Origin of the sequence: Brachyspira hampsonii (assembly GCF_002214805.1) — a bacterium.
GTDB lineage: Bacteria > Spirochaetota > Brachyspiria > Brachyspirales > Brachyspiraceae > Brachyspira > Brachyspira hampsonii.
In genome coordinates this window covers 1,925,063-1,951,039 of record NZ_CP019914.1, presented here as the reverse complement: position 1 = coordinate 1,951,039, position 25,977 = coordinate 1,925,063, and the positions used below count along the sequence as shown (strand labels likewise).

At 26.8% G+C, this 25,977-nt stretch carries 18 protein-coding genes and 1 tRNA gene; 7 read left to right on the top strand and 12 right to left on the bottom strand.

Going from position 1 to position 25,977, the window contains the following annotated elements; translation table 11 throughout:
* Window positions 1–12: 12 nt before the first annotated feature.
* Entirely contained in the window at window positions 13–387 is a 375-nt protein-coding gene (locus tag BHAMNSH16_RS08490) for a hypothetical protein (protein ID WP_069732288.1), read from the bottom strand.
* Between the two features lie 134 nt (window positions 388–521).
* Between BHAMNSH16_RS08490 and BHAMNSH16_RS08485 the strand changes: the two genes are divergently transcribed.
* Window positions 522–992 carry a hypothetical protein gene (locus BHAMNSH16_RS08485; protein WP_069732287.1) on the top strand — a complete coding sequence of 157 codons (471 nt, stop codon included), beginning with the start codon at window positions 522–524 and terminating at the stop codon, window positions 990–992.
* Window positions 993–1,328: 336 nt separating this feature from the next.
* On the opposite strand, the gene BHAMNSH16_RS08480 is transcribed toward BHAMNSH16_RS08485, so the two are convergent.
* From BHAMNSH16_RS08480 to BHAMNSH16_RS14580, 8 genes are all read right to left on the bottom strand, one after another.
* Window positions 1,329–3,740, bottom strand: a complete 2,412-nt coding sequence (locus BHAMNSH16_RS08480) for an alkaline phosphatase family protein (protein ID WP_069732286.1) — start codon at window positions 3,738–3,740, stop codon at window positions 1,329–1,331.
* 604 nt (window positions 3,741–4,344) lie between these two features.
* Window positions 4,345–4,560: a hypothetical protein gene (locus BHAMNSH16_RS08475; protein WP_241033589.1), complete on the bottom strand. Its 216-nt coding sequence runs from the start codon at window positions 4,558–4,560 to the stop codon at window positions 4,345–4,347.
* A 74-nt stretch (window positions 4,561–4,634) separates the two neighbouring features.
* Entirely contained in the window at window positions 4,635–5,711 is a 1,077-nt protein-coding gene (locus tag BHAMNSH16_RS08470) for a hypothetical protein (RefSeq protein ID WP_008728937.1), read from the bottom strand.
* 134 nt (window positions 5,712–5,845) lie between these two features.
* The gene (gene ligA / locus BHAMNSH16_RS08465) at window positions 5,846–7,840 is read right to left on the bottom strand and encodes an NAD-dependent DNA ligase LigA (RefSeq protein WP_039954522.1); all 1,995 of its coding nucleotides are present in this window, start codon (window positions 7,838–7,840) and stop codon (window positions 5,846–5,848) included.
* 57 nt (window positions 7,841–7,897) lie between these two features.
* Window positions 7,898–8,095 carry a hypothetical protein gene (locus BHAMNSH16_RS08460; RefSeq protein ID WP_069732285.1) on the bottom strand — a complete coding sequence of 66 codons (198 nt, stop codon included), beginning with the start codon at window positions 8,093–8,095 and terminating at the stop codon, window positions 7,898–7,900.
* Window positions 8,096–8,451: 356 nt separating this feature from the next.
* The gene (locus tag BHAMNSH16_RS08455; protein ID WP_069732284.1) at window positions 8,452–11,778 is read right to left on the bottom strand and encodes a DUF4132 domain-containing protein; all 3,327 of its coding nucleotides are present in this window, start codon (window positions 11,776–11,778) and stop codon (window positions 8,452–8,454) included.
* A gap of 292 nt (window positions 11,779–12,070) precedes the next feature.
* The gene (locus BHAMNSH16_RS08450; protein ID WP_241033588.1) at window positions 12,071–13,285 is read right to left on the bottom strand and encodes a tetratricopeptide repeat protein; all 1,215 of its coding nucleotides are present in this window, start codon (window positions 13,283–13,285) and stop codon (window positions 12,071–12,073) included.
* Window positions 13,286–13,444: 159 nt separating this feature from the next.
* Complete coding sequence (locus tag BHAMNSH16_RS14580; protein ID WP_241033587.1) at window positions 13,445–13,651, bottom strand: hypothetical protein; 207 nt, start codon at window positions 13,649–13,651, stop codon at window positions 13,445–13,447.
* A gap of 551 nt (window positions 13,652–14,202) precedes the next feature.
* Between BHAMNSH16_RS14580 and BHAMNSH16_RS08445 the strand changes: the two genes are divergently transcribed.
* Window positions 14,203–14,276, top strand: a tRNA-Ala gene (locus tag BHAMNSH16_RS08445).
* Between the two features lie 83 nt (window positions 14,277–14,359).
* Here the strand turns inward: BHAMNSH16_RS08445 and BHAMNSH16_RS08440 are convergent.
* The 3 genes from BHAMNSH16_RS08440 to BHAMNSH16_RS08430 all read right to left on the bottom strand — a co-directional run bounded on the left by BHAMNSH16_RS08440 (window position 14,360) and on the right by BHAMNSH16_RS08430 (window position 17,899).
* On the bottom strand, window positions 14,360–14,779 hold the full coding sequence (locus BHAMNSH16_RS08440) for a PepSY-like domain-containing protein (protein WP_008729820.1): 420 nt from the start codon (window positions 14,777–14,779) through the stop codon (window positions 14,360–14,362).
* A gap of 61 nt (window positions 14,780–14,840) precedes the next feature.
* Entirely contained in the window at window positions 14,841–15,953 is a 1,113-nt protein-coding gene (locus BHAMNSH16_RS08435) for a hypothetical protein (RefSeq protein WP_008729823.1), read from the bottom strand.
* A gap of 101 nt (window positions 15,954–16,054) precedes the next feature.
* Window positions 16,055–17,899 (bottom strand): methyl-accepting chemotaxis protein, encoded by a 1,845-nt coding sequence (locus tag BHAMNSH16_RS08430; protein WP_039954669.1) that lies wholly within the window; start codon window positions 17,897–17,899, stop codon window positions 16,055–16,057.
* A 388-nt stretch (window positions 17,900–18,287) separates the two neighbouring features.
* On the opposite strand from BHAMNSH16_RS08430, the gene BHAMNSH16_RS08425 reads away from it, so the two are divergent.
* The 5 genes from BHAMNSH16_RS08425 (at window position 18,288) to BHAMNSH16_RS08405 (ending at window position 25,973) form a co-directional block, all read left to right on the top strand.
* Window positions 18,288–19,322, top strand: coding sequence for a 2-oxoacid:acceptor oxidoreductase family protein (locus tag BHAMNSH16_RS08425; protein WP_008729828.1), 1,035 nt, complete (start codon window positions 18,288–18,290; stop codon window positions 19,320–19,322).
* A 14-nt stretch (window positions 19,323–19,336) separates the two neighbouring features.
* Window positions 19,337–21,601: a thiamine pyrophosphate-dependent enzyme gene (locus BHAMNSH16_RS08420; RefSeq protein WP_008729830.1), complete on the top strand. Its 2,265-nt coding sequence runs from the start codon at window positions 19,337–19,339 to the stop codon at window positions 21,599–21,601.
* Window positions 21,602–21,942: 341 nt separating this feature from the next.
* Entirely contained in the window at window positions 21,943–23,169 is a 1,227-nt protein-coding gene (gene pepT, locus BHAMNSH16_RS08415; RefSeq protein ID WP_008729832.1) for a peptidase T, read from the top strand.
* 377 nt (window positions 23,170–23,546) lie between these two features.
* Window positions 23,547–24,950 carry an L-cystine transporter gene (locus BHAMNSH16_RS08410; RefSeq protein ID WP_008729834.1) on the top strand — a complete coding sequence of 468 codons (1,404 nt, stop codon included), beginning with the start codon at window positions 23,547–23,549 and terminating at the stop codon, window positions 24,948–24,950.
* Window positions 24,951–25,118: 168 nt separating this feature from the next.
* A complete protein-coding gene (locus BHAMNSH16_RS08405) occupies window positions 25,119–25,973 on the top strand; it encodes a MurR/RpiR family transcriptional regulator (RefSeq protein WP_069732283.1) in 855 nt (284 codons plus the stop codon).
* Window positions 25,974–25,977: the final 4 nt, after the last annotated feature.

Sequence of the window (25,977 nt, the reverse complement as noted above, 5' to 3'; positions counted from 1 at the left end):
ATAAAGATTTTATCATTCTGATTTTGTCAATACTCCTACTCCAAAATTATCATCTTCAACTGTTCCTTCAGTATCAGATTTAAATTTCAATGTAATAGAAAAATTTTTATCTGCAGATATATTCATTTTATATCTGTCATTTCCTAAATCTTCTATAGATGAAGCCAAAAAATCATTATATAATACATTTCCTGTACTTTCTACTATAATACTGCAATTATTATTTGGAAATTTTGCCTGCCAAATACCTGTAAAATTAGTTAAGCCTTTACTATCTCTTGGAGCTTCTTTGTATTTTGCAGATGCGGATGTATAACCATCGCTATTAGCATTACAAGATATTAAAAATAATAAAAATAAATATAATACTGCTATTTTTTTAATCATCATATAGTCCATAATATATTAATATTTTCTATTATATAATAATTATTATTTATAGCAATACTTTTTTATAAAATGCTGATAATAACTTATATTTTTTGATTATTTTATAGCATAATTTTTTAAAGGGTATTGTCATGAAAAAATATAATAAAGAAATAGAAAAAGAAATATACGAAATTATAAAAGAATATAACCATACATTTGAAGAAATAAGCAAAAAACTAAATATAAACTATAATGACTTAAAAGACTATATTAATAAATCAAGCAAAAAATATAAAAAGAGCTTAGTAAAAAAAATAAGAAAAGCAAAAGAAGAATATTTTTTAGATGCTAAAATAAAAATAGAAAATGCATTGATAAAAAAAGCATTAGGCTACTACAGTAAGGAAATCATAAGAGAAATAAAAACTGATAAGGAAGGTAAAGAGTCAAAAACTAGAAGAATAATACATAAATATAATCCTCCAAGTGAAAGGGCTATTATAGTATTCTTTGAAATTTTAAAAAATAGAAATAATAAAAAATTGGAAAATAAAGAATTGAAAAGAAAGATTCAAGAAGAAGAAAATAAAATAAATATCAGAGTGGGATTTGATAATTAAAGTAATAAACGAGCAGCTGATAACTTTAGTTGTCAGCTAATTATAAGTGAGTTTATTGCTTAGCAATAATAAAAATAAAATAAATATCAGAGTGGGATTTGGTAATTAAAGCAATAAACGAGCAGCTGATAACTTTAGTTGTCAGCTAATTATAAGTGAGTTTATTGCTTAGCAATAATAAAAGAAAATAAATATCAGAGAGGCTTTGATAATTAAAGCAATAAACGAGCAGCTGATAACTTTAGTTGTCAGCTAATTATAAGTGAGTTTATTGCTTAGCAATAATAAAAATAAAATAAATATCAGAGTGGGATTTGGTAATTAATAAAAATAATTTTAATTATTAGTTAATTCTTTTATCAAATTATAATAATGTTTCTTTCCCTGAAAAATATCCTGCGATAATATTCTTTGAGAATTTTCATATTTAAATATTGTCATATTTGAAACTTCACTATTATCTATAATAGAATTATTCGTTGTATAATAAAATCTATTATAAGTGCTTATAGTATCATCAATTTCCTCTTTGTACAAAAGAGATATCACACTATTAGTATAATCTATATTCAAATTAACCGCTATCAATAATGGTATATTTTCAGGAGTGAAATTTTCAGGTGCTTTGTATGCTCCGTTAGTACCGTCCCAAATGAGTATCGGAGAAGGCTTATAATCATTCAAAAAATTAGTTTTTATATTCTCATCTATACTAGAACGTTCGATTATAGCTTTCAAATAAGGATAAAGATGATCATGCTTAAATATTATAATTGCATTAGGTGAATGTTTTAAAATTGTGTCTCTTATTTCTATAATATTTATTGCGGTCATTGCAGAATTATCAATAGTTTCTATTATATGAAGTTTATCATTACCCTCAAAATTATCCAAAAAGTTTTTATTATTTTCAGCGAAGTTCAAATCATTAGACAAATGCGAATCAGTATGCCCTAAAATAGTAAAGCCCGCAGCAAATACAGGAGTTCCTAAATTATCAATATTTGTACTTAAATATGTATTAATATTTGTAGTACCCAATCCAAACACCTGAGATTTAAAACCTATTGAAGGATAAAAAGTTTTTAAATTATAAGTATTCAATGCCTCTTCCAAAGCTATTGTATTATATCCGTTTTTTGTAAGGAGATCCGGCAAAGTATTTTCTATTTTTTCCGATTGTGTTTTAGGATAAATAGGACTTGAGCCTGTAAGTCCGGAAAGTCTTGCATAAAAACTTCCGTTATTAACATTAGGTGCTATTTTTATTGATGAGTCTGCCCATTTTCTGTACTCTTTAGGGAAAGGATCTTTATCAAATAATTTTTTAAAATGTGAGTAATCATAAAAAGATTCTAAGAATATTAAATATACATCTCTTTTTAAAGATTTTTTTAATTCTTCTATTTTTGACAAATCATTTGTAATTAATATTTCAAAATTAGTATATACATCATAATAATTGTTTTTTAGATGTTCTATATATCTATAATCTATATTTTCATTATTGTATATAAAGTTACTATTTTTACTAGATGCTTCAATCAATATAGAACGCATACTATCATCTAATTTATTTATATTATCAAAAATATTTTTTGTAGATTGCAAATAAAGTTTTGAAATATCTCTTTTAGATTCATATTCTTTTAATAATTTTATAGAGTCCGATACTAATTCTGAACTTGGCTTTATTTCATTTAATCTATCATAATTTATCCTGTAATTAAGTGTATTTATAATTCCATTTCTTTTAGCATTTCTTACAAAGTCTATGCTCCATATATCTATATTCTTAGGCTTTAAAAATAAATAAAATACAGTAAATATTATAAAAGCTGTCATCACTGCAGATGATATTTTACTTTTATCCATAAACATTTTATATATATTAAAAATGAATAATATTGCAAAAACTAACAAAGAAGAAAAATATATTATACTCACAATGATAGTTATAATTTTTAAATGTATAGGAAGAACTGTAATAAGCGATGAATAAAGATTAGGCATATCTGAAAATAATATAACCATATTAAGTACAGTTAAACTTATTGACTCTATAACAAAAAATGAAAATATTGATATAACAGAAAATAAAGCTGTAAGTGTTATTCTAATATTTTTTATATTGTCTAAATTAAATGGATAATACGAAAGTAAATTATAAGCTGTCATTACAAATATATAAGTATATAAAAAATCATATATATTAAAATCAAGCTTCATCATGGAAAATAAAGGCATTATTAAATTCGAAGTTATTAAATACAAAAAAGAATTCAGCACAAAAAAGAAAATATATGATTTATAATGATAATATATATTAGGTATAACATAAAAATAAATTGCAGGAAAAACTAATATTATAAATAATAAAAATAAAAATACATTCTTTTGTATTTTAAGTTTATATTTAACATTTTCTATTTTATCGTTTTCTTTTAATTGTATGCTTGAATCATCAAGAACTAAATTACCATAATAACTTCCGCTCCATCTTATATTTGTAACATTATCAGGCATTTTATTTGTATTTGGGTATACTCTATATATTTTATTATTCTTAAAAATTTTGCTGTTAAATTTTAATGTGAAATAATATTTATTTTCTAATATATGATTAAAATTTGATAAATACCCTACTCTCTCCATATTTCCTAAAATAGAAAAAATTACAATAAATAGAATTACTGCTGATATAAATACTAAATATGATAATAGGAATGTTTTTTTATTTTGTTTCATCTATGTTTTTTATATTTAAATTTTAATATTATAACAAAAATCCTTAATTTAAGTTAAATTAAGGATATAATAGCACACTATATTTATATATTATTAAAAAACATATAATTTAGTATTAATATTTTTTATTAAGAAAATAAAATAAAAATATTTTATCAATTTTTATAATCTAAAAAACTGATAAAAATTCAATATATACAAAACTTAAAAGCAATCATATACGCACGCAGAGTGTATTTTTTAATACTGATTGATTAATAATTTTAATTTTATTATATATAAGAGCAAAGTTTACCGTGCGTTGAAAAGTATTATAAATTTAAAAAACGCTTGGGGGGTGCTTCAATGACAGTTAATGTAAATAAAGAAGAAAAAAACTATAAATAACAGATAATGTTAAAAAATTTAGAGGGCGGGACTTAAAATAGATTTTAATATTTAAATTTGCACTTTCCTCTACGCACGCAGAACAGATTTTTTAATACAGCTTAATTGATAATTCTAATTTTATTATGTATAAGAATAAAGTTCACCGTGAGTTTAATGATATCATAAATATAATCTAATGATGATGTAAAAATCATATAAAAGAGATTTAATAAATTTAAAACCAAGTTACGAACTGTACTGCATTCAATAGATTCAACTGCTCTTCTCTTCTAACAATCTCTTTTTTTACTTCAGCAATGCATTCTTCTATTTTATATTTGTTTTTTTGATATTTGAAGATTTTATTTTGATTTTGTTTGTCTGTCATTTTAGAAAATTTAGCTGATAATTTTTTTAAGAATATTTTATCCCTAATTATTTTTCTTTTCACATTTAACTTGAATACAGCCAGTTCAATAGGCGATCTTAAAGGATTAATAATCATAAAAATACCTCCTAGTTAGTTTAAATTCCAATATCATTTATATATAAATTATTTTTGAATATCAAATATTTAATATCATTTATCTCTAAAATATATATTTCTTCGCTCATTAGAGTTTTAAGGTCTTTCAATAATTCTATATAAGAGCAGAAATTATTTTTTAAATATGCATCCACTTTAAACCAAATTTCAGCCTGTTCTCTATGAAAGTCAAAATATGCTGCTCCGTATGTAAACTCCAACCTACTCCCTACAAAACGACTAGGCTCTGATTTTATTTTCTGCATATCTTTTACTTTTTTTACATTATTATTAAATAAACTATTAGAATCAAACATTTCATTGATAATACTGTCTGCTTCTTTAAAGTTTGAAGTCTTTATATAATAATTACATAAAGCTATATTAATATAAATTAAAGTTTCTAATGAAAGTTCATATAGATTATTGATTAAATAAAACTCTTTAAATAACTTCTCAAAAAGTTTTATTCTTCTTATATGTTGTATCAACCTTATAGGAGGAAAATAATAAAAATAACAAAGAGGAAAATAAAAATATATTTCATTAGGAAATTGTTCAAAAATATTTTCATATTTTTTGATATAATAATTATTAAAATCTTGAGCTTGTTCTTTTAATGTATTTAATTCTTTTAATTCAAAATCATCATTTATTCTGCTTGAGTTTATTGCTGATTTTAATCGACATACCATACTTATTATATCTCTAACCTTCTGTTTTTTTTCTTTTTCAGTTTGTATTAATATTTTATCTGTTTTAAGTTTATTAATTATGCACTCTAATTTTTCATTCATTTTTAAGATGAGATATTCAAATACATTGTCATATATATAATTATTTGTTTTTTCACTATCAATTAAAATACATTTTGATTTAAATAATTTAGATGACTGACTTGACAATATGGTAACTTTTAATAATTCTGAAGCTCCTTTAACAATATAATTATCTTTATCTGATAAATTATTTAAATTTAGAATACTAAAATTATTTAAATTTTCAGCCAAATATTTTCTTTCTTCTTCGCTGTTTATTAAATCAAATTGTGTATTATTAATTATATTTTCTTCCATATTTCACCTTGTTTTATTATAATATAAAAAATATAAATATCAATAATAAATAATATATTTTTATAAAAAATAAAAAATAAAGGCTGTAATATTACAGCCTTTATTTATCCATTTATTATTTTTTATTTAATATTTTATCTATTAGCAAGCTTTGTAAACTCATCAGCTTCCATTATCTCTAAGCCTAAATCCTGAGCTTTTTTAAGTTTGCTTCCAGCTTTCTCACCTACTATTAAAATGTCAGTGTTTTTTGATACTGCAGACTGAACAGTTGCTCCCAATCTCTCTGCTGCCTCTTTTGCTGAAGTCCTTGTAAAACCTTCTATTGAGCCTGTTATTACAACATTCTTGCCAGTGAGAGGAGATTCTACTGTTTTTACTTTTTCAAATACCGGATTAACTCCTGCTTCAAGTAAATCGTCTATTAACTTTAATGTTTTTTCATTATTATGAAGAAAATCATAAATACTTTTAGCACTGATTTCTCCTATGCCTTCAATATTTTGTAAGTCTTCAATAGTAGCTTTTTTGAAATTGTCTATAGAAGTGAAATATTTAGCTAGTAAGTCCGCAGTAGTTTCTCCAACCTGACGAATACCCAAGGCATATATAAATCTTTTTAATGTAGTGTTTTTGCTGTTTTCAATAGATTCAAGCATGTAGCTTGCTAATTTTTCGCCCATTCTTTCAAACTTAAATAAATCATCTCTTGTTATTTTATAAAGGTCTGCCGGAGTTTTAACAAGTCCGCTTTTTGTAAATACAGCAATCCATTCTTTACCTATTCGCTCCATATTCATAGCAGGCTTTGAAACGAAATATTCTATATATCTAGTTATCTTACTTGGACACTCTTCATTAATACATCTCACTATTACATCGCCGTCAGTTACAGCAGTATCACCTCCGCATACGGGGCATTTTTTAGGAAACTCGAAAGGCTTGCTGTCTTTGGGACGCTTTTCTAATACTACTCTTGTAATCTTAGGTATAACATCGCCGGAGCGTATCACAACAACACTGTCTCCTATTCTTATGTCTTTTGATTTTATTTCATTAGGGTTATGAAGTGTAACATTAGAAACGGTAACGCCTCCAACTTGAACAGGCTCTAATTTAGCAACAGGCGTTAATGCCCCTGTTCTTCCTACTTGTACTTCTATATTTTTTAATAAAGTTTCTTTCTCTTCAGGCTTGAATTTAAAAGCTACAGCAAATCTTGGAGCACGCGATAAAAATCCCAACTTCTCCTGATACTTTACATCATCAACTTTTATTACAAGCCCATCAATCTCATAATCCATTTTGCTTCTTTTTTCTTGTATATCATAGTAAGTTTCTAATACTTTTTTAGCATCAATATTTGGATGAACACCTTCCACTGTAAAGCCTAAATCTGACAAAAACTCCATTGATTTATATTCATTAGTTAAATCAAAATCTTTATAATTAGCTATTTGATATGCAAAGAACTTTAATCTTCTTTTTTTACTTTCTGCACTGTCTAATTGTCTTAATCCTCCAGAAGCAGCATTTCTTGCATTAGCAAAAGGTATCTCCTCAAGCTCTTCTCTTTCTTTATTTAAGACTTCAAAATCTTTTTTTGTTATTAATGCTTCACCTCTTACAATGAGTTTATTTTTCTCTTTTATGCTTTTAGGAACATTACTCATCATCTTAACATTATTAGTAACATTCTCACCAACTTGTCCGTCTCCTCTTGTGCTTGCAACTGTGAGTTTTCCTTTTTCATATATAAGCTCTAAGGCAAGTCCGTCAAATTTATTTTCTACAGTATATTTAATATTACTAGCATCAAGTTCTCTTTGCATTCTGTTATCAAAGTCCAAAAACTCCTCTTCATTCATAACATTAGAAAGAGAATACATTGCAATCGGGTGTTCAAATTTTTCAAACTTTTCTAATATAGTGCCTCCAACTTTATTTGTAGGGCTGTCATCTTTTTTTAATTCTGGAAACTCCCTTTCAAGATTTTCTAATTCTCTGAAAAGTTTATCGTATTCATAATCTTCTATTTCAGGGTTATCATCTGTATAATAAAGTTTATTATGATAATTAATAGTTTCTGTTAATTGTTCTATTTTTTGTTTAGCTTCTTCTTTATTAATATTATTCATAATTCTTCCTTATTTTTCATTAAATAAAAATATTTAATTTATGTAAATTTATTTTTCTATTCTATATCTTATTATTAAATCTTTGAGCATTAATTTTAAAAATTTATATCCATCTGTATCATGCTCATTCAAATTGATTTCTTTATCTTCAAAAGATTTTCCATCATCTGATTTCGTAACTTCTACTAATTTGACTTTGCCTTCTTTTAATAATTCATCTACTTTAAATTTATAATCTTTATACATCTATACCTCATACTATTTTTTAATTATAAAAATTCATGCTCTTATTTTAATTAAAATATTTTTTATATCAACTTTTTTTACCGAAAAATCTGCAAAAAGACTAGTAAAATATATTATAATTTCATATATACCTAAATAAGTATAATTAGTTAAAAATAAGGCTATATTTTGTTTTTAACATCTTATTTTTACCACAGCATTCAAATGCAGATTTATTTTTTTATCACATACTAAGAACCACTACACTTCATTTCATGTAAACTAATATTTTTATGTTAAATAATATATTATTAATTAAGAAATTATAATATCTGCATATATATCATAATAAAAATATATGTTTGTTATAAAAGTTTTTACTTCATAAAATAAGATTTTACTGTTCCATATATTGACGAGGTAAATCTCTTATTAATTTCTAAAGGATTTATATATTCTTCTTCATTACAGTTTCCGTTTTCATCTAGTCTGTGGAAAGCAATATTTTTAAATGTTACTTTTTCTCCCGCCTCTATTCCAAACCACATATATTCAAAATCTATACGGCATGCAATATTTAATATAGAGTCTTTTAATTCATAATAAGTATAGCTTCCGCCGTCTTCAATATCTCTGCTTCTTTCAAATGACATTTTATTTGCCATTGACATAATCTCGCCTGCTGTTATTTCTCTATCTTCAAATGATATAATTTTATTATTTTTTATAGACTCTTCTTTAACTTCTTCAAATAATAAATCAAGCTGATTAATAGGCTGTGATATTTCGTAGTCGCTTAATTGAGTTTTCCATTTTGATAATTTTTCATCGTCTAATTCTATAGGGTGAACTAAAGTAATATTCTTTTTGTTTTTAAGACTGTCTTCAAATATATATTCCTCTTCATCATAAGTATTGAAAGAACCATCTTCCATATATCTAAAACTTTCTATTAAATTATTTTTCTCATCATAAACACTCCATATAAGTTTTAAAGCAAATATATTCATTATAGGGTTATCAACAAAAAGCTCATTAAAAGTTTTATAAGACCATTTACGGGCGTTTAATAAAACTTTATTTAATCTTGTTATTTGATTAGAACTTATCATTTTAATATTTTTCTTTATCAAAGTTAATTCTTTTTTAGCTGCATCTGCTTTTTCTTTATCATCTTTACTGTTTGGTGCAGGAAGCGATTTTAAAACTTTATCATTTGAATCTGTTACTTCTATAGTGAAATCATTTTTTATTTGAAGTTTAAATACTCTGTCGGTTTCTCCACCGTAATGGAGTTCTCTTGTACCTTTTTTATCAAAATCCAAATCTGGTATTATTTTATCTATAAGCTCATCTTCTGAAATCTCTAATGCTTTGGAAGTCTTTTTTAATGCATCTTTAGCAGCATTTTTTACCTGATTATTTTTAACTTTTACAGACATAGTATCAACTAAAACCAATGCAAATTTGCTTGCTTTTAATGCTATAGCATATACTGCATGTGCTGCTAATGCTCCTCTTGAGTTTAATGCCCATTCTTCAATCTGAGCCTTTAACTTTAAAAGTTTATCTTCAGTTTGAAAAAGACAATATGGAATAAGTATATTTTTTAATTTTGTATCTGCCTTATTATCAAGCCAATTTGAATATATATTATCAAGTGCATTTCTAAGTGAATCAATATCAAAAAACTCTGCTATCTTGTTGCAGTCTTTTAATATTGAAGGCTCTTTTAAAGCAATATATTCCATAAACACATACTTAACTATATTTAAAGGAGCTTTAGTTTTTTTATCTTTTAGTAAAATATTAGAGAGTATATTTTCGTCTATATCTTTTATTAGAGTTTCATGTCCTTCATTATAGTATTTATTTAAATATTCGTTTATTTCGTCAACACTTTTAAATTGAAAATCATCGTCAAACTTTTGTAAATCCCAATATTTAATTATCTCTTTATAAACTGTTCTTGAAGCCTCTTTTCCCTCATTTGCCAATTTTTCTACTTCGCTTCTTACAATACTTTCATTATTATTTATTACCGATACACAATGCTTTTTTATTTCTTTTGATTTTGCTGTGTCTAGAACTTTGAAAACAAAATCAAATTTATTATCAATAAGTTCTTTTAATTCATCACTGAAAATACAATTAATAAATAATATAGTACCGCTAATATTTGCTGTTATAGAAGTGATAAATGATTTTTCTTCCATAATAGATTTTGTTTCTTCTATATTGTTTTTTATAAGTGTAATAATATTATTTTTTGAATCTAATAATGATAAATAAATATCTTTTAATGGCACTTTTTTATCATTAACTAATTTTTCTTTAGCTTCTAAAATACCTCTATTATAGAATATTTCCTGAATAGAAACATAAATAGAAATTTTGCCGTATATTCCGTAATGCTTTAATAATTTAGTAGTAATTTCTGATGCTTCATCATTGATACCATCAAGCGACATTATAGCTGATAAATAATGACTGTGATTACTATAAGGGTTTTCTTTTACATATTTAAAGCTTTTAGAAGTTATTTCATCGAAACTTTTAATAGGTCCCATTATTTTTAATAACTCTACGCACATTGTTTTGAGAGTTTCTACAATAGCATTAGTATCAATATTATATTTGTTATCATTTGCTGCAAGCATAATTGATGAAAGCATAGCATAATCAAGATATAATTGTTCTAATTTTGATTTTTCTATTATCTCATAAAGTTTATAAAAAGCTTCTTTGTCTTCATCATATAATTTTTTTACTTCTACTGTTAAATATGAAATAAAAAGCGTGTTGTTGTTAACGATTGTGTTTAACAAAATACATTCTTTAGGAAAACTGCATAGTTCTAAATATTCAGGTATAAGTTTTTGTGTATAGTAATAATACCCTTTATCCTCTGAATATCCTTTAAATAATCTTTTATATAGTTTTATAGTTCTTGTCATATCTTTGTATATATTCACAAGAAAATAAATGATGTTATTATCTTTATTTAAAATATTCATTAATCTTTTATAAACTTCTTCATCTTTATCAGCTATACTAAAAAGTAATGATATAGTTTCTTCATCATTTATTTTTAGATAATCTATATAATTTAATAATTGTTTAATAAGGCTTTTATCATCGTCTCTATTTATTAGGTATACCAAAATAGTTAATAATAAATGAGGCTCTTTATTCAATAATGCTTTATTGTCATTTTTTACTTTTTCTAAGTATTGATTAAACTTTTTAGGCATACAGGCTTCTAATTCTAAAAACTTATTAAAATTATTGACTTGTATTTTTATATATTTAGATGCTTCATTATTTATTAAACGCACTTTAGAATATATTGTATCATATATAGCCCTTTCAGCTGTATTATTATAACTTTCTATTAATGCTTTTTCTAAATCTTCACCAGTGCATAATCTTAAAATTATATAAGGATTTTCGCCCTTGTATATATCTTTTATTACAGTTTCAGCGTATCTTGACAAAGCTTTTTTATCTTCTTCTTTAGTATTTTCATCGAAATAAAACTTAAAAATTTCTTCTGCATCAACACCGTAATAATTTCTTAAAGTGGGACAACTGTTCGACTTTCCGTAAAAATAATCAAGAAATGCATTCTTATTATTTTCATATTGGAATATTCTTTCAAACTTATTTCTTATTTGTTCTTCATTACTGATATTATTCTCCATATATCACCTCATAAATAGTATTTTTATATAGTATAATTAATTTTTTTTATTATGTCAAATTTGTTATCAGACAATAACTAAAAAAACAATTTTTGCTAAAATGCAGACATTTTACTATGTACTAAAGATTTTTAAGTTTGTCAAAATTTGCTTTTTAATTTTATTGTTTGTGGAGGCTTTGCCCCCACACCCCCAGTTCTTTTTGTGACCAAAAGAACCAAAAAGACTGCATTTATATGTCCAAATTTTGAAGTTCGTATTTAATAATACAGGTTGTAAAAATATAAAATTTTTATTTCTCCATAAAATGCTTATATCCTAAATCTTTTGAATTTTGAAGATACTTATAACTTTTATTTTTGCATTCTTCTTTTGAGCACCCGCTTATATTTTCGTCAAGTTGGGCATATTCATTGTATACAAGATGTAAATAGTAGTATGTTTCTCCTATATTTTCTTTTATTCGGCTGTCATCTATAGCTTTTTTCAAATACTTTTCAGAATTATTTAAATCAACAGTTTTTTTATTTTCTTTATATTTGAAATACAATAACATACCATAATTATTTATCAATTCTAAATCATTAGGATACAATTTTAAACCTTCATTCAAATATTTTTCTGCTTCTATTAAACTTTCTTTATTTTTATTTATTTCATAATCATTTAAATATAGGAATGGTATATTGCAATATATAGGATAATAATTTTTATTAATACTTAATACTTTATCATAATCATCTAGTGCTTTCTTAAAATATTCTTTGTCTTTAGTTTTTATGAATTTATTTGAATATAAATTAACTCTATTATGCAAAGTAGTAATGTCATAATTATCAATACTTAAAACTTTATTATAATCTTCTAATGCTTTATAAAAATATTCTTCGTTTTCAGTTTCCATATATTTTTTAGAATATAATGCAACTATATTATTTAAAGCACTAATATCTTTATTATCAATACTTAATACTTTATTATAATTTTTTAATGCTTTCTTAAAATATTCTTCGTCTTTAGTTTCTTCATATTTATCTGAATATAAAATTCCTATGTTATTTAACACATTAATATTATAGTTGTCAATACTTAAAACTTTATTATAATCTTCTAATGCTTCATTAAAATATTTTTCATCCTTAGTTTCTTTATATTTATCAAAATATAAAAGTCCTCTATTGTTTAATGACATTATATTAATTGGCTCTATTTCTAATGCTTCAGTATAAAGTTTTATGGCTTCACCATAATTTTTATTCATTTGTTCATTTAATGCTCTTGCAAATAATTCGCTTACTTTAGCTCTATCCGCATTTATTTTTGATTGTTTGGTTTGTTCTTCTATTTTATTTAATGTTAATTCTATTTCTTGGGCTTTTTTATTTAATTCTTCTAAGGTTTTATTTGATTCTAATTCTGTTTCTTTTATAATAAGTTCAGACTGCTTTTGATTGCTTTCCATTATTTTATTATTGGCGTATATGCCTAAAATTGTGAATATTATCATTATTAAAGATAAAAATGCGAGCCAGAAAGTTACTGTATTTATTGAAAAATCTTTACTGTCTTTTAGGGTTTCTCTAAGTAAATCGATATTAGGTTTGAATGCCTCTTCTAATGTATTTTTTATAAACTCTTTATTTTCAAAACTTTCATTTGTAACCGTTTATTTAAGGAACTCATAATAATTGCTTAATTGTATTTGTGAATTTGTTTCAAACTTTCCAATACTATAATCCATAGACTTTTTTATTGAATAAGAAAATAAAAAATATATTATAATCAATGCTATTAAAAATATTGAACATACAACAATATATAATATGAATATGGTATTATTTTTATTATTTAAGTTATTTGTATTATCAGACATATTTTCACCCTATCATATTTTAAATATATTATATAGCTAAATGCAAAAATATAAACAATATTTAGTTCTTAATTTAATCTAATAAATTTTATGGTTCGCTTTACGCACGCAGAATGAAACTATAAATATAGTTTTATTATTATTTCAAATTTTACTATATTTTAAATTTTGTTTACCGTGCGTTAAATAAATTATGAATTTCATTAACACTTGGGCGGGTTTTTTAAATTGCAGATAAAAATTTCAAACATTAATAAAATGATAATTGCAAATTAAATCAGAAAATATAAAGGGCGGGGTATGTAATAAAAGTTTTAAAATTTAATTACATCTGCCCACCCTAAAAATTTTTAGTATTATTTTGTAATTTCTGTATTATTTTTCCTTTCTGCTTTAATCTGTTACTTTAGCTGCCCACCCAGGATTTTTTTAAATTTATTGTTTTTTTACTTTGAGTTAAATAATAGTATGTTTTTATTATTTAAAAAGACTAATATAATGCTGATTGACTTTTCATTAAAAATAATTTAGAATATTTGAATATTAATTGAGGGGATATAGCTCAGTTTGGGAGAGCATCACAATGGCATTGTGAGGGTCGTGGGTTCGAGCCCCATTATCTCCAATTTTCAATATCAAAGTTATATAATAGTAAAAAAGTACAAACATTATAATTGATGCTTGTACTTTTATCTGTTTACTACAAAATTAATCCCGCCATTTTTTCGTTATATTTCCTTCAAAATCTACAACTATTTTTCTTCTGCTTTTGAATTCTATATTGTAGTCTTTTCTATTTTTTTGTATATTCACAACTTTTTCATCAGGAAATTCTTTTTTGATTGAATTTTTAACTTTATCTTCTATATAGGCTATAGATATTTCTTCTCCGCCGCCGCTTACACTTCTCCATTCGCCATAAGAATTAACAAATATTTTAAGCCCGCCCTTGAATATCAAAGTATAAGAACCTCCCAATTCAGTAGCCCTATACAAATAATAATCAGAGAAATATTTATCAGCAAATGCTATAGCTTCATTAGGTACTTCGCTTAAAGCTACAGAACCTCCATAAGCATATATTGATAATATAGATAAAGTTAATATTGTATATATTATTCTTTTCATATTAACCCTCCTTAAATTGTCAGAGTATTATTATATATTATAAGTAAAATACTACAAGCTATTAAAATTTTACATTTCCTGCAATGTAGTATCTTCCGTCTGTAGAACCTTGGAAACCAACATTAAATTCAGCAGGACCTGCTTTAAATTTACCAAATATAGCATATTCTAAATATAACTTAGCATTTTTATCTTTTATATGAACCATTTCTCTCAAAGCAATATTTAACATATACCATTCAAAACCCTGCTCCAAACGAACATAATGGGCATCATTTTCCCTCCAAGTATATTCAGCAATAGCATTAAGCCAAATAGTTTCATTCATAAGCGGGAATCTAAAAGTTGCAGAAGCCTGAACCAATGATTCAAATAAACTTATATGATAATTTTGAGGCTCTATTCTATTTTCATGTTCGTATAAGAATCTAAACTCAATATTAGGTATATTAAATCTGAATAAAAAAGCCTTAGGTATACTATGTCTGAAATCTCCTTGAGAATAAGCTATCTCATAATGATTTCCTATAAATCCAACTCTGATGCCAGGACCATTTAATACTTGAGGTATATAATAATCAGGCGTATCAATATTTGCCGGATTTAATGTAGTATCATAATAATGAGGCATAAGCATAAAAGTAGTAGTGTTAATATCAAAAGTTGCCCTTCCTCTAGCTGACACTAGTATTCTATCAATAAATATAGCCTGTACTCCTCCATCATAAAGACCTGCATTTCCTTTTATGTATGGATATTGTATATCTGGATTATGAGTGTCGAAATATCCGAATGCTGTTATAAATCCTGTAAATTGTATATAGTCATTATGAAATGTCTGACCAATAGTAGCAAAAGTATCTCTCAAATTAAAAGTATTAGTATGAACAGCATAAGAAAAAGTAGTAGTTAAATGAAATTCTATAGGATATTTTTGAAAGAAACTTAAATTTGTATCATTAAGATTTGGAAGTTTTCTTTTGTAATCATCTCTAAAATAATCAGGTTTTATATATTGCGGAAGTTCATTATTTCCTTCTCTTCCAATAAACATATCGAATGCATTTGGAAGGGGCGGCATTATTGCATTTGTATATTTTTCTTGAGCATTTAGTAAATAAGGTAATAGTAAGAATATAATAGAAGTTATTACTATTTTGATATAGTTTTTCATAAATAATCCTAAAATAAAATTATCAGCTATGATAATTTAAATTATACAAAAAGTAAAGATTATTTTGTAAATAAATTTCATAGCTGCTAATAAAATAAATGTTAATTCATTTTAAAGAAAGTCATAATATTTTTTAAGTTTTCTGACTGTTCTAATAATTCTTTTGCGTATGTTGCTGTTTCATCAACTAAAGCAGCATTTTGCTGAGTTATTCCGTCTATTTTTGAAACAGCAATATTAACCTGATCTACACCTGTCTGCTGTTCTACTGCTGTTGTACTTATCTCCTGCATTATTTTTGCTGTGCCGTCTATTTTAGACTGTATATCATTGAATATAGATTGTGATTCTCTTGCAGTTTCAGCTGATTTATTAATTTTTTCATAAATGTTTTCTATAAGCGATGTTATGTCTTTAGCAGATGACTGTGAATTTTGAGCCAAATTTCTTACCTCAGAGGCTACAACCGCAAAACCTTTTCCCTGATCTCCGGCTCTTGCTGCCTCTACAGAAGCATTTAAAGCAAGTATGTTTGTTTGAAAAGCAATATCTTCTATTGTTTTAGTAATGCTTTTTATTTTTTCGCTTGATTCATAAACTTCTTCTATACTTTTAGTAGTTTCAGAAATTACACCTGCTCCGTTTTCTACAGCCTTTTTAGAAGCTATCATCATATCATTTCCTTCCACCGAATGCGAAGCGGAAGATTTTATTGTAGAAGCCATTTCCTCTATAGCGGAAGCAGTTTCCTCCAAACTAGATGCTTGAGCTTCTGTTCTAGCTGATAAATCATCGCTTCCATGTGTAAGACTTAAAGCTGCATTATTTATTTTTTCTGAAGTTTCATTAACTTCATTAATTATTTTTGATAAAGCATCTCTCATATCTTTAAATGAGTATGCTATATCACCTATCTCATTTCTTTTGAATTTAAATTGTCTGAGTATAAATTGTCCTTTTGACATTTCTTTAGCTTCTTCTACAAGCAGCTTCAAAGGACTAATAAGATTCTTTATGTATAAGAATCCGATAATAGAACTCAATATTATTCCTATAATGCCTATTATAATACCAATAGTTAATATCTTGCTGCTTTGCTGTTCAATAAAACTTAAAGGCATAGAAAAAGCTACATGCCAAGGCTGATTTTTGATGCTTGTATATAAACATACCTTAGTCATACCGTCATTTTGGAATTCTAATTTTCCTTCGGTATTATTAACTATTGTTTTTACTTCTACAGGAGCAAGTTTACCAACCTCGCTTGGCACATTATGCATTACAAGCAAAGTGTCTTTATTAAATACCCATAATCTTATCCAATGAGTAAGAACTTCTCCGGCAGTTGAAGATACTTCATCTATAACTTTCTGCCAATCTAATACTACTAGCAATGCTCCTAAATATGTATTATCAGTTCTTGAATTTATTGGTGAAATTATAGCAGTAATCCATTTTCCGTCAGCTGTCTTATATATAGAATCTGATAATGTAGGCTTTTTTACAGAATCATATTTTTTCCAAAGGTCTGGATATATCTGACTTGCATTTTTTCCTACATCCGTATTATCTCCGCTTGAATTATTTAGTATGATGCCGTCTTTTTCCACTAATGCTAAACTTTTTACATACGGATTTTTAGCAGACATTAATCTTAATACAGTAAGCATATTGGCTTCGCCTTCAGCATCTCTATTTTGCATATAATTTATTACAAATGTGAATGAAGAATATGTATCTGATAATATTAATTGATTTTCAACTAAAGAGTCAAAAAAAGTTGCATACCCCTTTATGGTAGTTGCAAATCCATCATAAGAGGCTTTATCTATTGCCTTTTTTGACATTTGCACCAAAGTGGATATAGACACAATTAAAAGAACCGCTATAAAGGTATTAACTACGATTGGTATTTGAACATTTAAACTATTAAATTTCTTTTTCATAAATATACCCCAAAAATTATTTATAAATTTATAATAAAATTAATTTTAATAGCATCTTAAAATAGGACAATTTTTATATATATTGATTAAATCAACTAATTATTATACTGCTTATAGTATAGTAATTAAAGCATCACATGTCAAATATTATATTAATCATATCATACATTTTTCTTAATAAAATAAATATATACGCACGAATATCATGTATATATTTTTTAAATAAAATATATACATGATATATTAAAATAATGATAATTAATTTGACTTTTATCTTATTTATAGTACAATATATAAACATTGATAGTATATTAATTTTATAAAGTTAGTATACTTTTAATGTTTATTCTAAAAATCTCATTTTAATTAAATAAAGGAGAAAAAAATCGTGAAACTCCCAAAAGTCAATGATTTAGGCTTTTTCGAGATTCGTCTCGAAAGTATAGGCGGAATGGGTGCTAATAGTGCAGGTAAAATGCTTGCAGAAGTAGGTGTTTTATCACAAGGATTCTATGGTGCTGCATTCTCTAGTTATGGTTCAGAAAAAAAAGGTTCGCCTGTTAAATCTTTTGTAAGATTCTCAGAAGATGAAGTTAGAGTGAACTCTACTGTAGAAGAACCACATGTTGTGGCAGTGTTCCACATGAATCTTCTTAAAAACCCTCTTACATTAGCTGGTGTTAAAGAAGATGCTATAGTTATTTTTAATACTAATAAAACTCCTGATGAAGCAAGAGACTTTGCTAAACTTCATGGAGGTAAAGTAGTTTGTGTTGATGCTATTAAAATCGCTAATGATTTAAAACTTCCTTCACAGGCAGCTAATACTATTATAATGGGTGCTATGGTTAATCAGCTTGATTTTATAGATTCTGCTAAATTTGAAGAGCAAATCAGAAAACAATTCGGCGGAAGAAAAGCTGAATTAGTAGAACCTAATATCGAAGCTTTCAGAAAAGGCGGAAGCGAATCTGTAGTTAAAGATTTCCCTGCAGATGGTAAATATCCTTATATACCTTATAAAAAACCAGAACCTGTTTATGGTAAAAACAACCAATTAACAGGCGGTTATATTAATGCTGCTGGTAACTCTACTTTAAAAGACTTACAAGTTACTCGTACAGGTCATATTCCAGTATTCAACCCTAAAAACTGTATTGACTGTGCTAACTGTGAAGTTGTTTGTCCGGACCTTTGTATAGTTTGGGAAAAAGGACCAGACAGAAAAGATTCTAGCAAAACTGCTATGAATATGATGGGTATTGATTATCAATATTGTAAAGGCTGTTTAAAATGTGTTAGAGCTTGTCCTAAAGGACCTTATGCTGCTAAACAATACACTAAAGAAGAGCAGGCTTTAAGAATAGAAGTAGAAGCTGATTGCAATGTTGATGAGCTTACATACAGTCGTTATAAAAAATAATAAGGAGCGTATAAATGGCTAACAAATATAATCTTGCAGAACAAGAAAACATACTTGAAAGTGGTAATGAATTAGCAGCCATTGCAGCCGCTCAAATCAATTATCACGTTATGGGTTATTACCCAATTACTCCTTCTACTCAAATTGCTGAGTACTTGGACGAAATGAAAGCTAATGGAAGACATACTGTTTGCATGATCCCTGGTGATGGTGAACATGGTGCAGCTGGTATATGTTACGGTGCTACTACTGCAGGCGGCAGAGTATTCAATGCTACTTCTGCTAACGGTCTTCTTTTTGCTATGGAACAATTACCTGTACAATCTGGTACTAGATTCCCTATGGTATTAAATGTTGTAAACAGAACTGTTTCTGGTCCATTAGATATTAAATGCGACCAATCTGATATAATGATGGCTCTTAACACTGGTTGGATTATCATTATGGCTCACACTACTCAGATGGTTTATGACTTCAATATCTTTGCTTTAAAAATCGCTGAAAGAGCTAAATTACCTATTATAGTTTCTTCTGACGGTTTCTTCACTTCTCACCAAAAGAAAAAAATTCACCTCTTCAAAAATGATAAAGATGTTCAGGATTTCTTAGGTAAATATACTCCTGAAGTTACTTCTGTTGAACCAGGAAAAAATCCTGTTACAATCGGACCTTACATGAATGAAGATGAATTAACAGGAAGTAAATTACAGCTTTCTCAAGCATTAGAAGATTCCCGTGCTATTATATTAGATGTATTTGAAGAATTTGCTTCTTTCTCTGGAAGAAAATATCATCCTATAGAAACTTACAATATGGAAGGAGCTGAAGTAGCTTTAATGCTTTGCGGTTCTGCTTATGAAACTGGTACTTTAGCCGTTGATGAAATGAGAAAAGCTAATCCTAATCTTAAAATAGGTGCTTTTGCTATCACTCAAATTCGTCCTTTCCCTGAAAAAGAATTACAAAAATTATTAGCTAATGTTAAAGTTGTAGTAGTAGGCGACAGACAAGATTCATACTCTGGTATGGGCGGTAATATGTCCACTGAAATCAGAGCTGCTCTTAAAAATGATCCTAATAACAAATCTTCTATTGTTAGCAGAGTTTACGGTCTTGGCGGTACTGAGTTTACTTTGGAAAAAGCTAAAGAATTATTTGATTTAGGTTTAAAAGAATTAGCTAAACCTGGTTCTGTAGAAAAACACTCTTACTTAGAACAATATATGGGTGATCCTAATGTTAAAATGAAACCTATACATGAACCTCTTACTTTAGAAAGCCAAAAATCAGGCATCACTGTTACTATGAATGAACAAACTCATAAACTTGAAGTTAAAACGCCTCCTCTTAGAGAATTAACTGGTAAAGCTTATCGTTATGCTCAAGGTCATGGTGCTTGTAACGGATGCGGTATCTTCTCTGGTATCAATACTTTCATGAAAGGTATAGAAGGCGAAGTTGTTCTTTTAGTACATACTGGTTGTTCTATGGTTGTTACTACAGGTTATCCTTACAGCTCTTACAGAACTACTTATGTTCACAACTTATTCCAAAACGGTGCTGCTACTCTTTCTGGTATCGTAGAAATGTATCATGAAAGAAAAAGAAGAGGAGAAATCGAAGGACCTGAAGATCCTACTTTCATAATGATTACTGGTGACGGCGGTCATGACATAGGTATGGGACCTTCTATTGGTGCTGCTATTAGAAATCATAAAATGATTATATTAGAATATGATAATGAAGGATACATGAACACTGGTAACCAATTATCATTCTCTACTCCTATAGGACATAGAACTTCTACTTCTAATGTTGGTAAAGCTGAAGTGGGTAAACAATTCAATCACAAAGATGTAGCTCAAATATTTGCTGGTTGTCATATACCTTATGTTGCTACTGGATGTGAATCTTATCCATTAGATTTGGTTAAAAAAGCTGCTAAAGCTCAATGGTACGCTAATCATCATGGTACTGCTTTTGTTAAACTTCTTATCGCTTGTCCATTAAACTGGAAATCTCCTGATGATATGGGTAAAGATGTTATTAAAGCTGCTGTTGACTGCTGTTTCTTCCCATTGTATGAAATTGAACATGGTATCACTACTATTACTAATATGGTAGCTGATGATAAAAAACAGCCTGTTAGCGAATGGCTTAAAATGATGGGTAAAACTAAACACCTTCTTAAACATCAAGACTTACTTGATGCATTCCAAAAAGAAGTTGATAGAAGATGGTATCGCTTAAAAGCTATGCATGAAAGCCCTGTTCTATAATAGTTAGAGCTTAAAAAATAGAATAAAGATAACGGTTGTTAATAGTATTAGCAGCCGTTATTTTTTTATTTTTTTAAATAATACACTGCACGCAGAATAATATTATAAATGTATATTAAGTAAAAATATAATTTCAACCATAAAATATAATAAGATTTAATTTAAATAACACTTGGGCGGGGGCTAAATTTCTAATAAAACAATAAATTTAATTAATGTTAAAATGTGTAAATTAAATAAAAAATTTTAAAGGGCGGGGTATATAAATAAAGTCAAAAATTATGTATTGAATTATTAAATAATTTTGTTAACATATAGGTATTATTTTTAAGGAATATTATATGAAAACTTATGAGAGATTTATAAAATACACATCTTTTAATACTACTTCAAACAGCAGAAATGAAAATCAAACTCCAAGTACAGAAGGACAAAGAGTATTTGCTGAATATTTAGTTAATGAATTAAAAAGAATTGGTATTGATAGCGTTTATCTTGATGACAAATCTTTTGTATATGCTTCAATACCTGCATCCAAAGGAAAAGAGGATAAGCCTAAATTAGGATTCATTGCTCATTTAGATACCAATGAAGATGCCATTGGAGAAAATATAAAAACTAACATTATCAAAAATTATGATGGTAAAGATATCGTTTTAAACAAAGAAAAAAATATAGTTTTAAGTAGAATAGAATTTGATAATTTAAATAAATATATAGGTAATGATTTAATAGTAACAGATGGAACTACTCTTTTAGGTGCTGACGACAAAGCCGGTATTGCAGAAATTATGACTGCGGCTGAAATTTTAATGAATGATAAAAATATAGAGCATGGAGAAATAAAAATAGCTTTCACTCCGGATGAGGAAATAGGAGAAGGTATAGAATATTTTGATATTGAAAAGTTTAATGCAGATTTTGCCTATACTATAGATGGAGGAGAGATTGGAGAAATAGAGTATGAGAATTTTAATGCTGCTTCTTGTAAAATAACAGTTAATAGAGTAAATGTTCATCCTGGATATTCTAAAAATAAAATGAAAAATGCTATTCTATTTGCAATGGAATTTAATTCTATGCTTCCAGCAGAACAAAAACCTCAGTATACAGAAAAGTATGAAGGTTTTTATCATTTATCATATATAGAAGGTACTGAAGAAAAAGCAGAACTTGAATATATTATAAGAGATCATGATTTAGAGAAGTTCAATCATAAAAAAGAATTCATAAAAGATATTTGCGGTTTTCTAAATAAAAAATACGGAGACAATACATTTATTTATAATATAAAAGATAGCTACTTAAATATGAAAGAAAAAATACTTCCTCACATGCATTTAATAGATAATGCAAAAAAGGCTTTTAATGAATGCGGTATAAATGATAAGATTAGACCTATTAGAGGCGGTACTGATGGGGCTAGATTGTCTTTTAGAGGATTGCCTTGTCCAAATTTATCAGCTGGAGGAGAAAATTTTCACAGCAGATTTGAATATATCCCTATTCAGTCTTTAGAAAAAATGACAGAGGTAATATTAAAAATAATAAGCATATATTCTAATTAAATTCAAAATATAATAAAAACTTTGTATATTATTTGATTAAAAAAATAATAAATTGAGCGGGTATGTATTAAGTTTTAAACTTTATTTACATTTGCCCGCCCTTTAGGCTTTTAATTTATTCTGTCATTTTTTAATTATTTTTCTTTTTAGTTTTAACCTATTATTCTGGATGCCCACCCAAGATTTATTTAAATTTTTGGAGTATATACCGCACGCAGAATAATACTTAAAACTTATGATAATTAAAAATCTTAATTTTTTTATATTAAAAAAATAAGTTCACCGTGCGTTAAGGAGGCTTGATTACAAGACTATCAATTTTTTCAAAACTGTATTATATTATAAGGCATTAAAATATTAAAAGGAAGTAATTATATATGGGACTTTATGTTGTAATTAACATTATAATACTATTAGCTTTAATAGGCTTATTGTATTTTATGCAGAAAAAACATCTGAATTTCACAATCAGAGTATTAACTGCTTTAGTTTTAGGGTTGGCTTTGGGATTTATACTTAGAACAATTTATTCCTCAAATATGGAAATAGTAAATCAAAGTATTGTTTGGTATAATGTAGTTGGTAATGGTTATGTAAGACTGCTTCAAATGTTAGTTATGCCTTTAATTTTTGTTTCTATAACTATGGCTTTACTTAATATAAAAGGAAACAGCAATAATTTAGGTAAAATGACTATGATAATCATAGCAGTACTAATGATAACAACAGCAATATCAGCTTTAGTAGGATTTTTAACAGCTAAGGGATTTGGTTTAGATGCTTCAAAACTTCAATCTATAGTAGGAGATATTTCTCAGGGTGCTTCTAACTATGAAGGTAAATTAGAGCAGTTTTCTTCAAGACCAGTTCCGCAGCAATTATTAGATATTATACCTACAAATCCATTTGCAGCATTAGCTGGTATGGGAGGCTCTCCTACACTTTCAGTTGTATTTTTTGCAGCTTTAGTAGGTTCTTCTGCTTTAGGACTTAGAAAGAAAAAACCTGAAATTTTTGAGTTTTTCTTGAATATTATGCAGGCTTTGCATGATGTTGTGATGAAAATAGTAGCATTCGTTATGAAATTAACTCCTTATGGCGTGCTTGCTCTTATGGCTAAATTTATGGCTACTAGTGATTTGAATGCATTTGCTCAGTTAGGACAATTCCTTCTAGCATCTTATATAGCTATAATTATCATGCTTATAGTTCATAGTATAATACTTATTATATTTGGATATAATCCTTTCAAATATTATACTAAGGCTTTTACAGTTTTAACATTTGCTTTTTCATCAAGAACAAGTGCTGGTACTTTACCTTTAACTGTTTCTACTTTAAAAGATAAGATGGGAATATCTGAAGGAGTTTCTAATTTATCAGCTTCGCTTGCTGTAACTATAGGGCAAAATGGATGTGCTGGTATTTATCCTGCAATGGTTGCTGCTATGATAGCTCCTACTTTAGGTATTAATCCTCTTGAGCCTGCTTTCTTGATAAAAGCTGTTGTTATAATTGCTATAGGAAGTTTTGGTATTGCCGGAGTTGGAGGAGGGGCTACAAATGCTGCTTTGATTACGCTTTCTGCTTTAGGTTTTCCTGTAGGACTTGTGGCTATACTTTTAGGAATAGAGCCTCTTATTGATATGGGCAGAACTATGCTTAATGTTAATGATGGTATGGTTACTGCTGCCGTTACAGGAAAAATTTGTAAAGAAGTGGATATGGATAAATTCAATTCTAATGATAATACCGGTTCTAATGAAGCAGAAGCTATGTAATTAATTAAAGATATAATATTATAGGTATTCCAAAATAAAAGGAATACCTATTTTTTTATAAAAAAATCATAAATATGTTGACTTTAAAATCATAATTTACTATAATAAATATGTACTTAAAAAGTCTAAAATTAAGTATAAAAATACTTATTAAGTATAAGGAATTTTATGAACAGTATACTATCTGAAATATCCAAAAAAGAATTATCATATACAAAAACAGAAAAATTAATATCTGAATATATTTTAAAATTAAAAGAGAACATAATAAGTTATAGTTCTTTTGATTTAGCAAAAGAATTAGGAGTAAGCCAATCAGCAATAATGAAATTTATAAAAAAAACATGTGGAGTTGGTTTTACAGAATTTAAGATTTTACTAATTAAGGAATATGATATTATAAATAATCAGGAAAGAGCACTAAATCATGATAATATTTCTTTAACAGATTCATTAGAAAAAGTTTCAAGAGCAATAATATCAGAATCCATTACATCTTTAAGTAGAACTTTGGATCAGTTAAAACTTGAATCTGTAAAAGAATGTATAGATGCAATAGATTCATCTAACAGAATATTTTTAGCAGGCTTAGGTGCATCTTCATTACCAGCATTTGATTTATCAAGTAAACTCATGAAAATAGGTATAACAGCAATTTGGTATCAAGATACAGATTCTATTCAGGCAGCAGCATTTTCAGCAAAACCTAATGATCTATTTATAGTATTTTCCTACAGCGGAAAAACTAAGAAAATTTTAAACATATTAAAAACAGCAAAAGAAAATGATGCCAAAGTTGCTTTGATAACAAAAAACATATCAAGTCCCCAAAGCGAAATAGCAGATATAGTTATAGAAATAATTTCAAATGAAACAGATTTAAGAACATCAGCTATGAGTTCAAGAATCGTATTTTTTTCTATCGTTGATATTTTGTTTTTGGGTACAATAAAAAAAGACATAAATAAAAGACTTGAATTAGTAAGAAACATGTCATTATTTACTAATGAAGATAAATTATAATTTG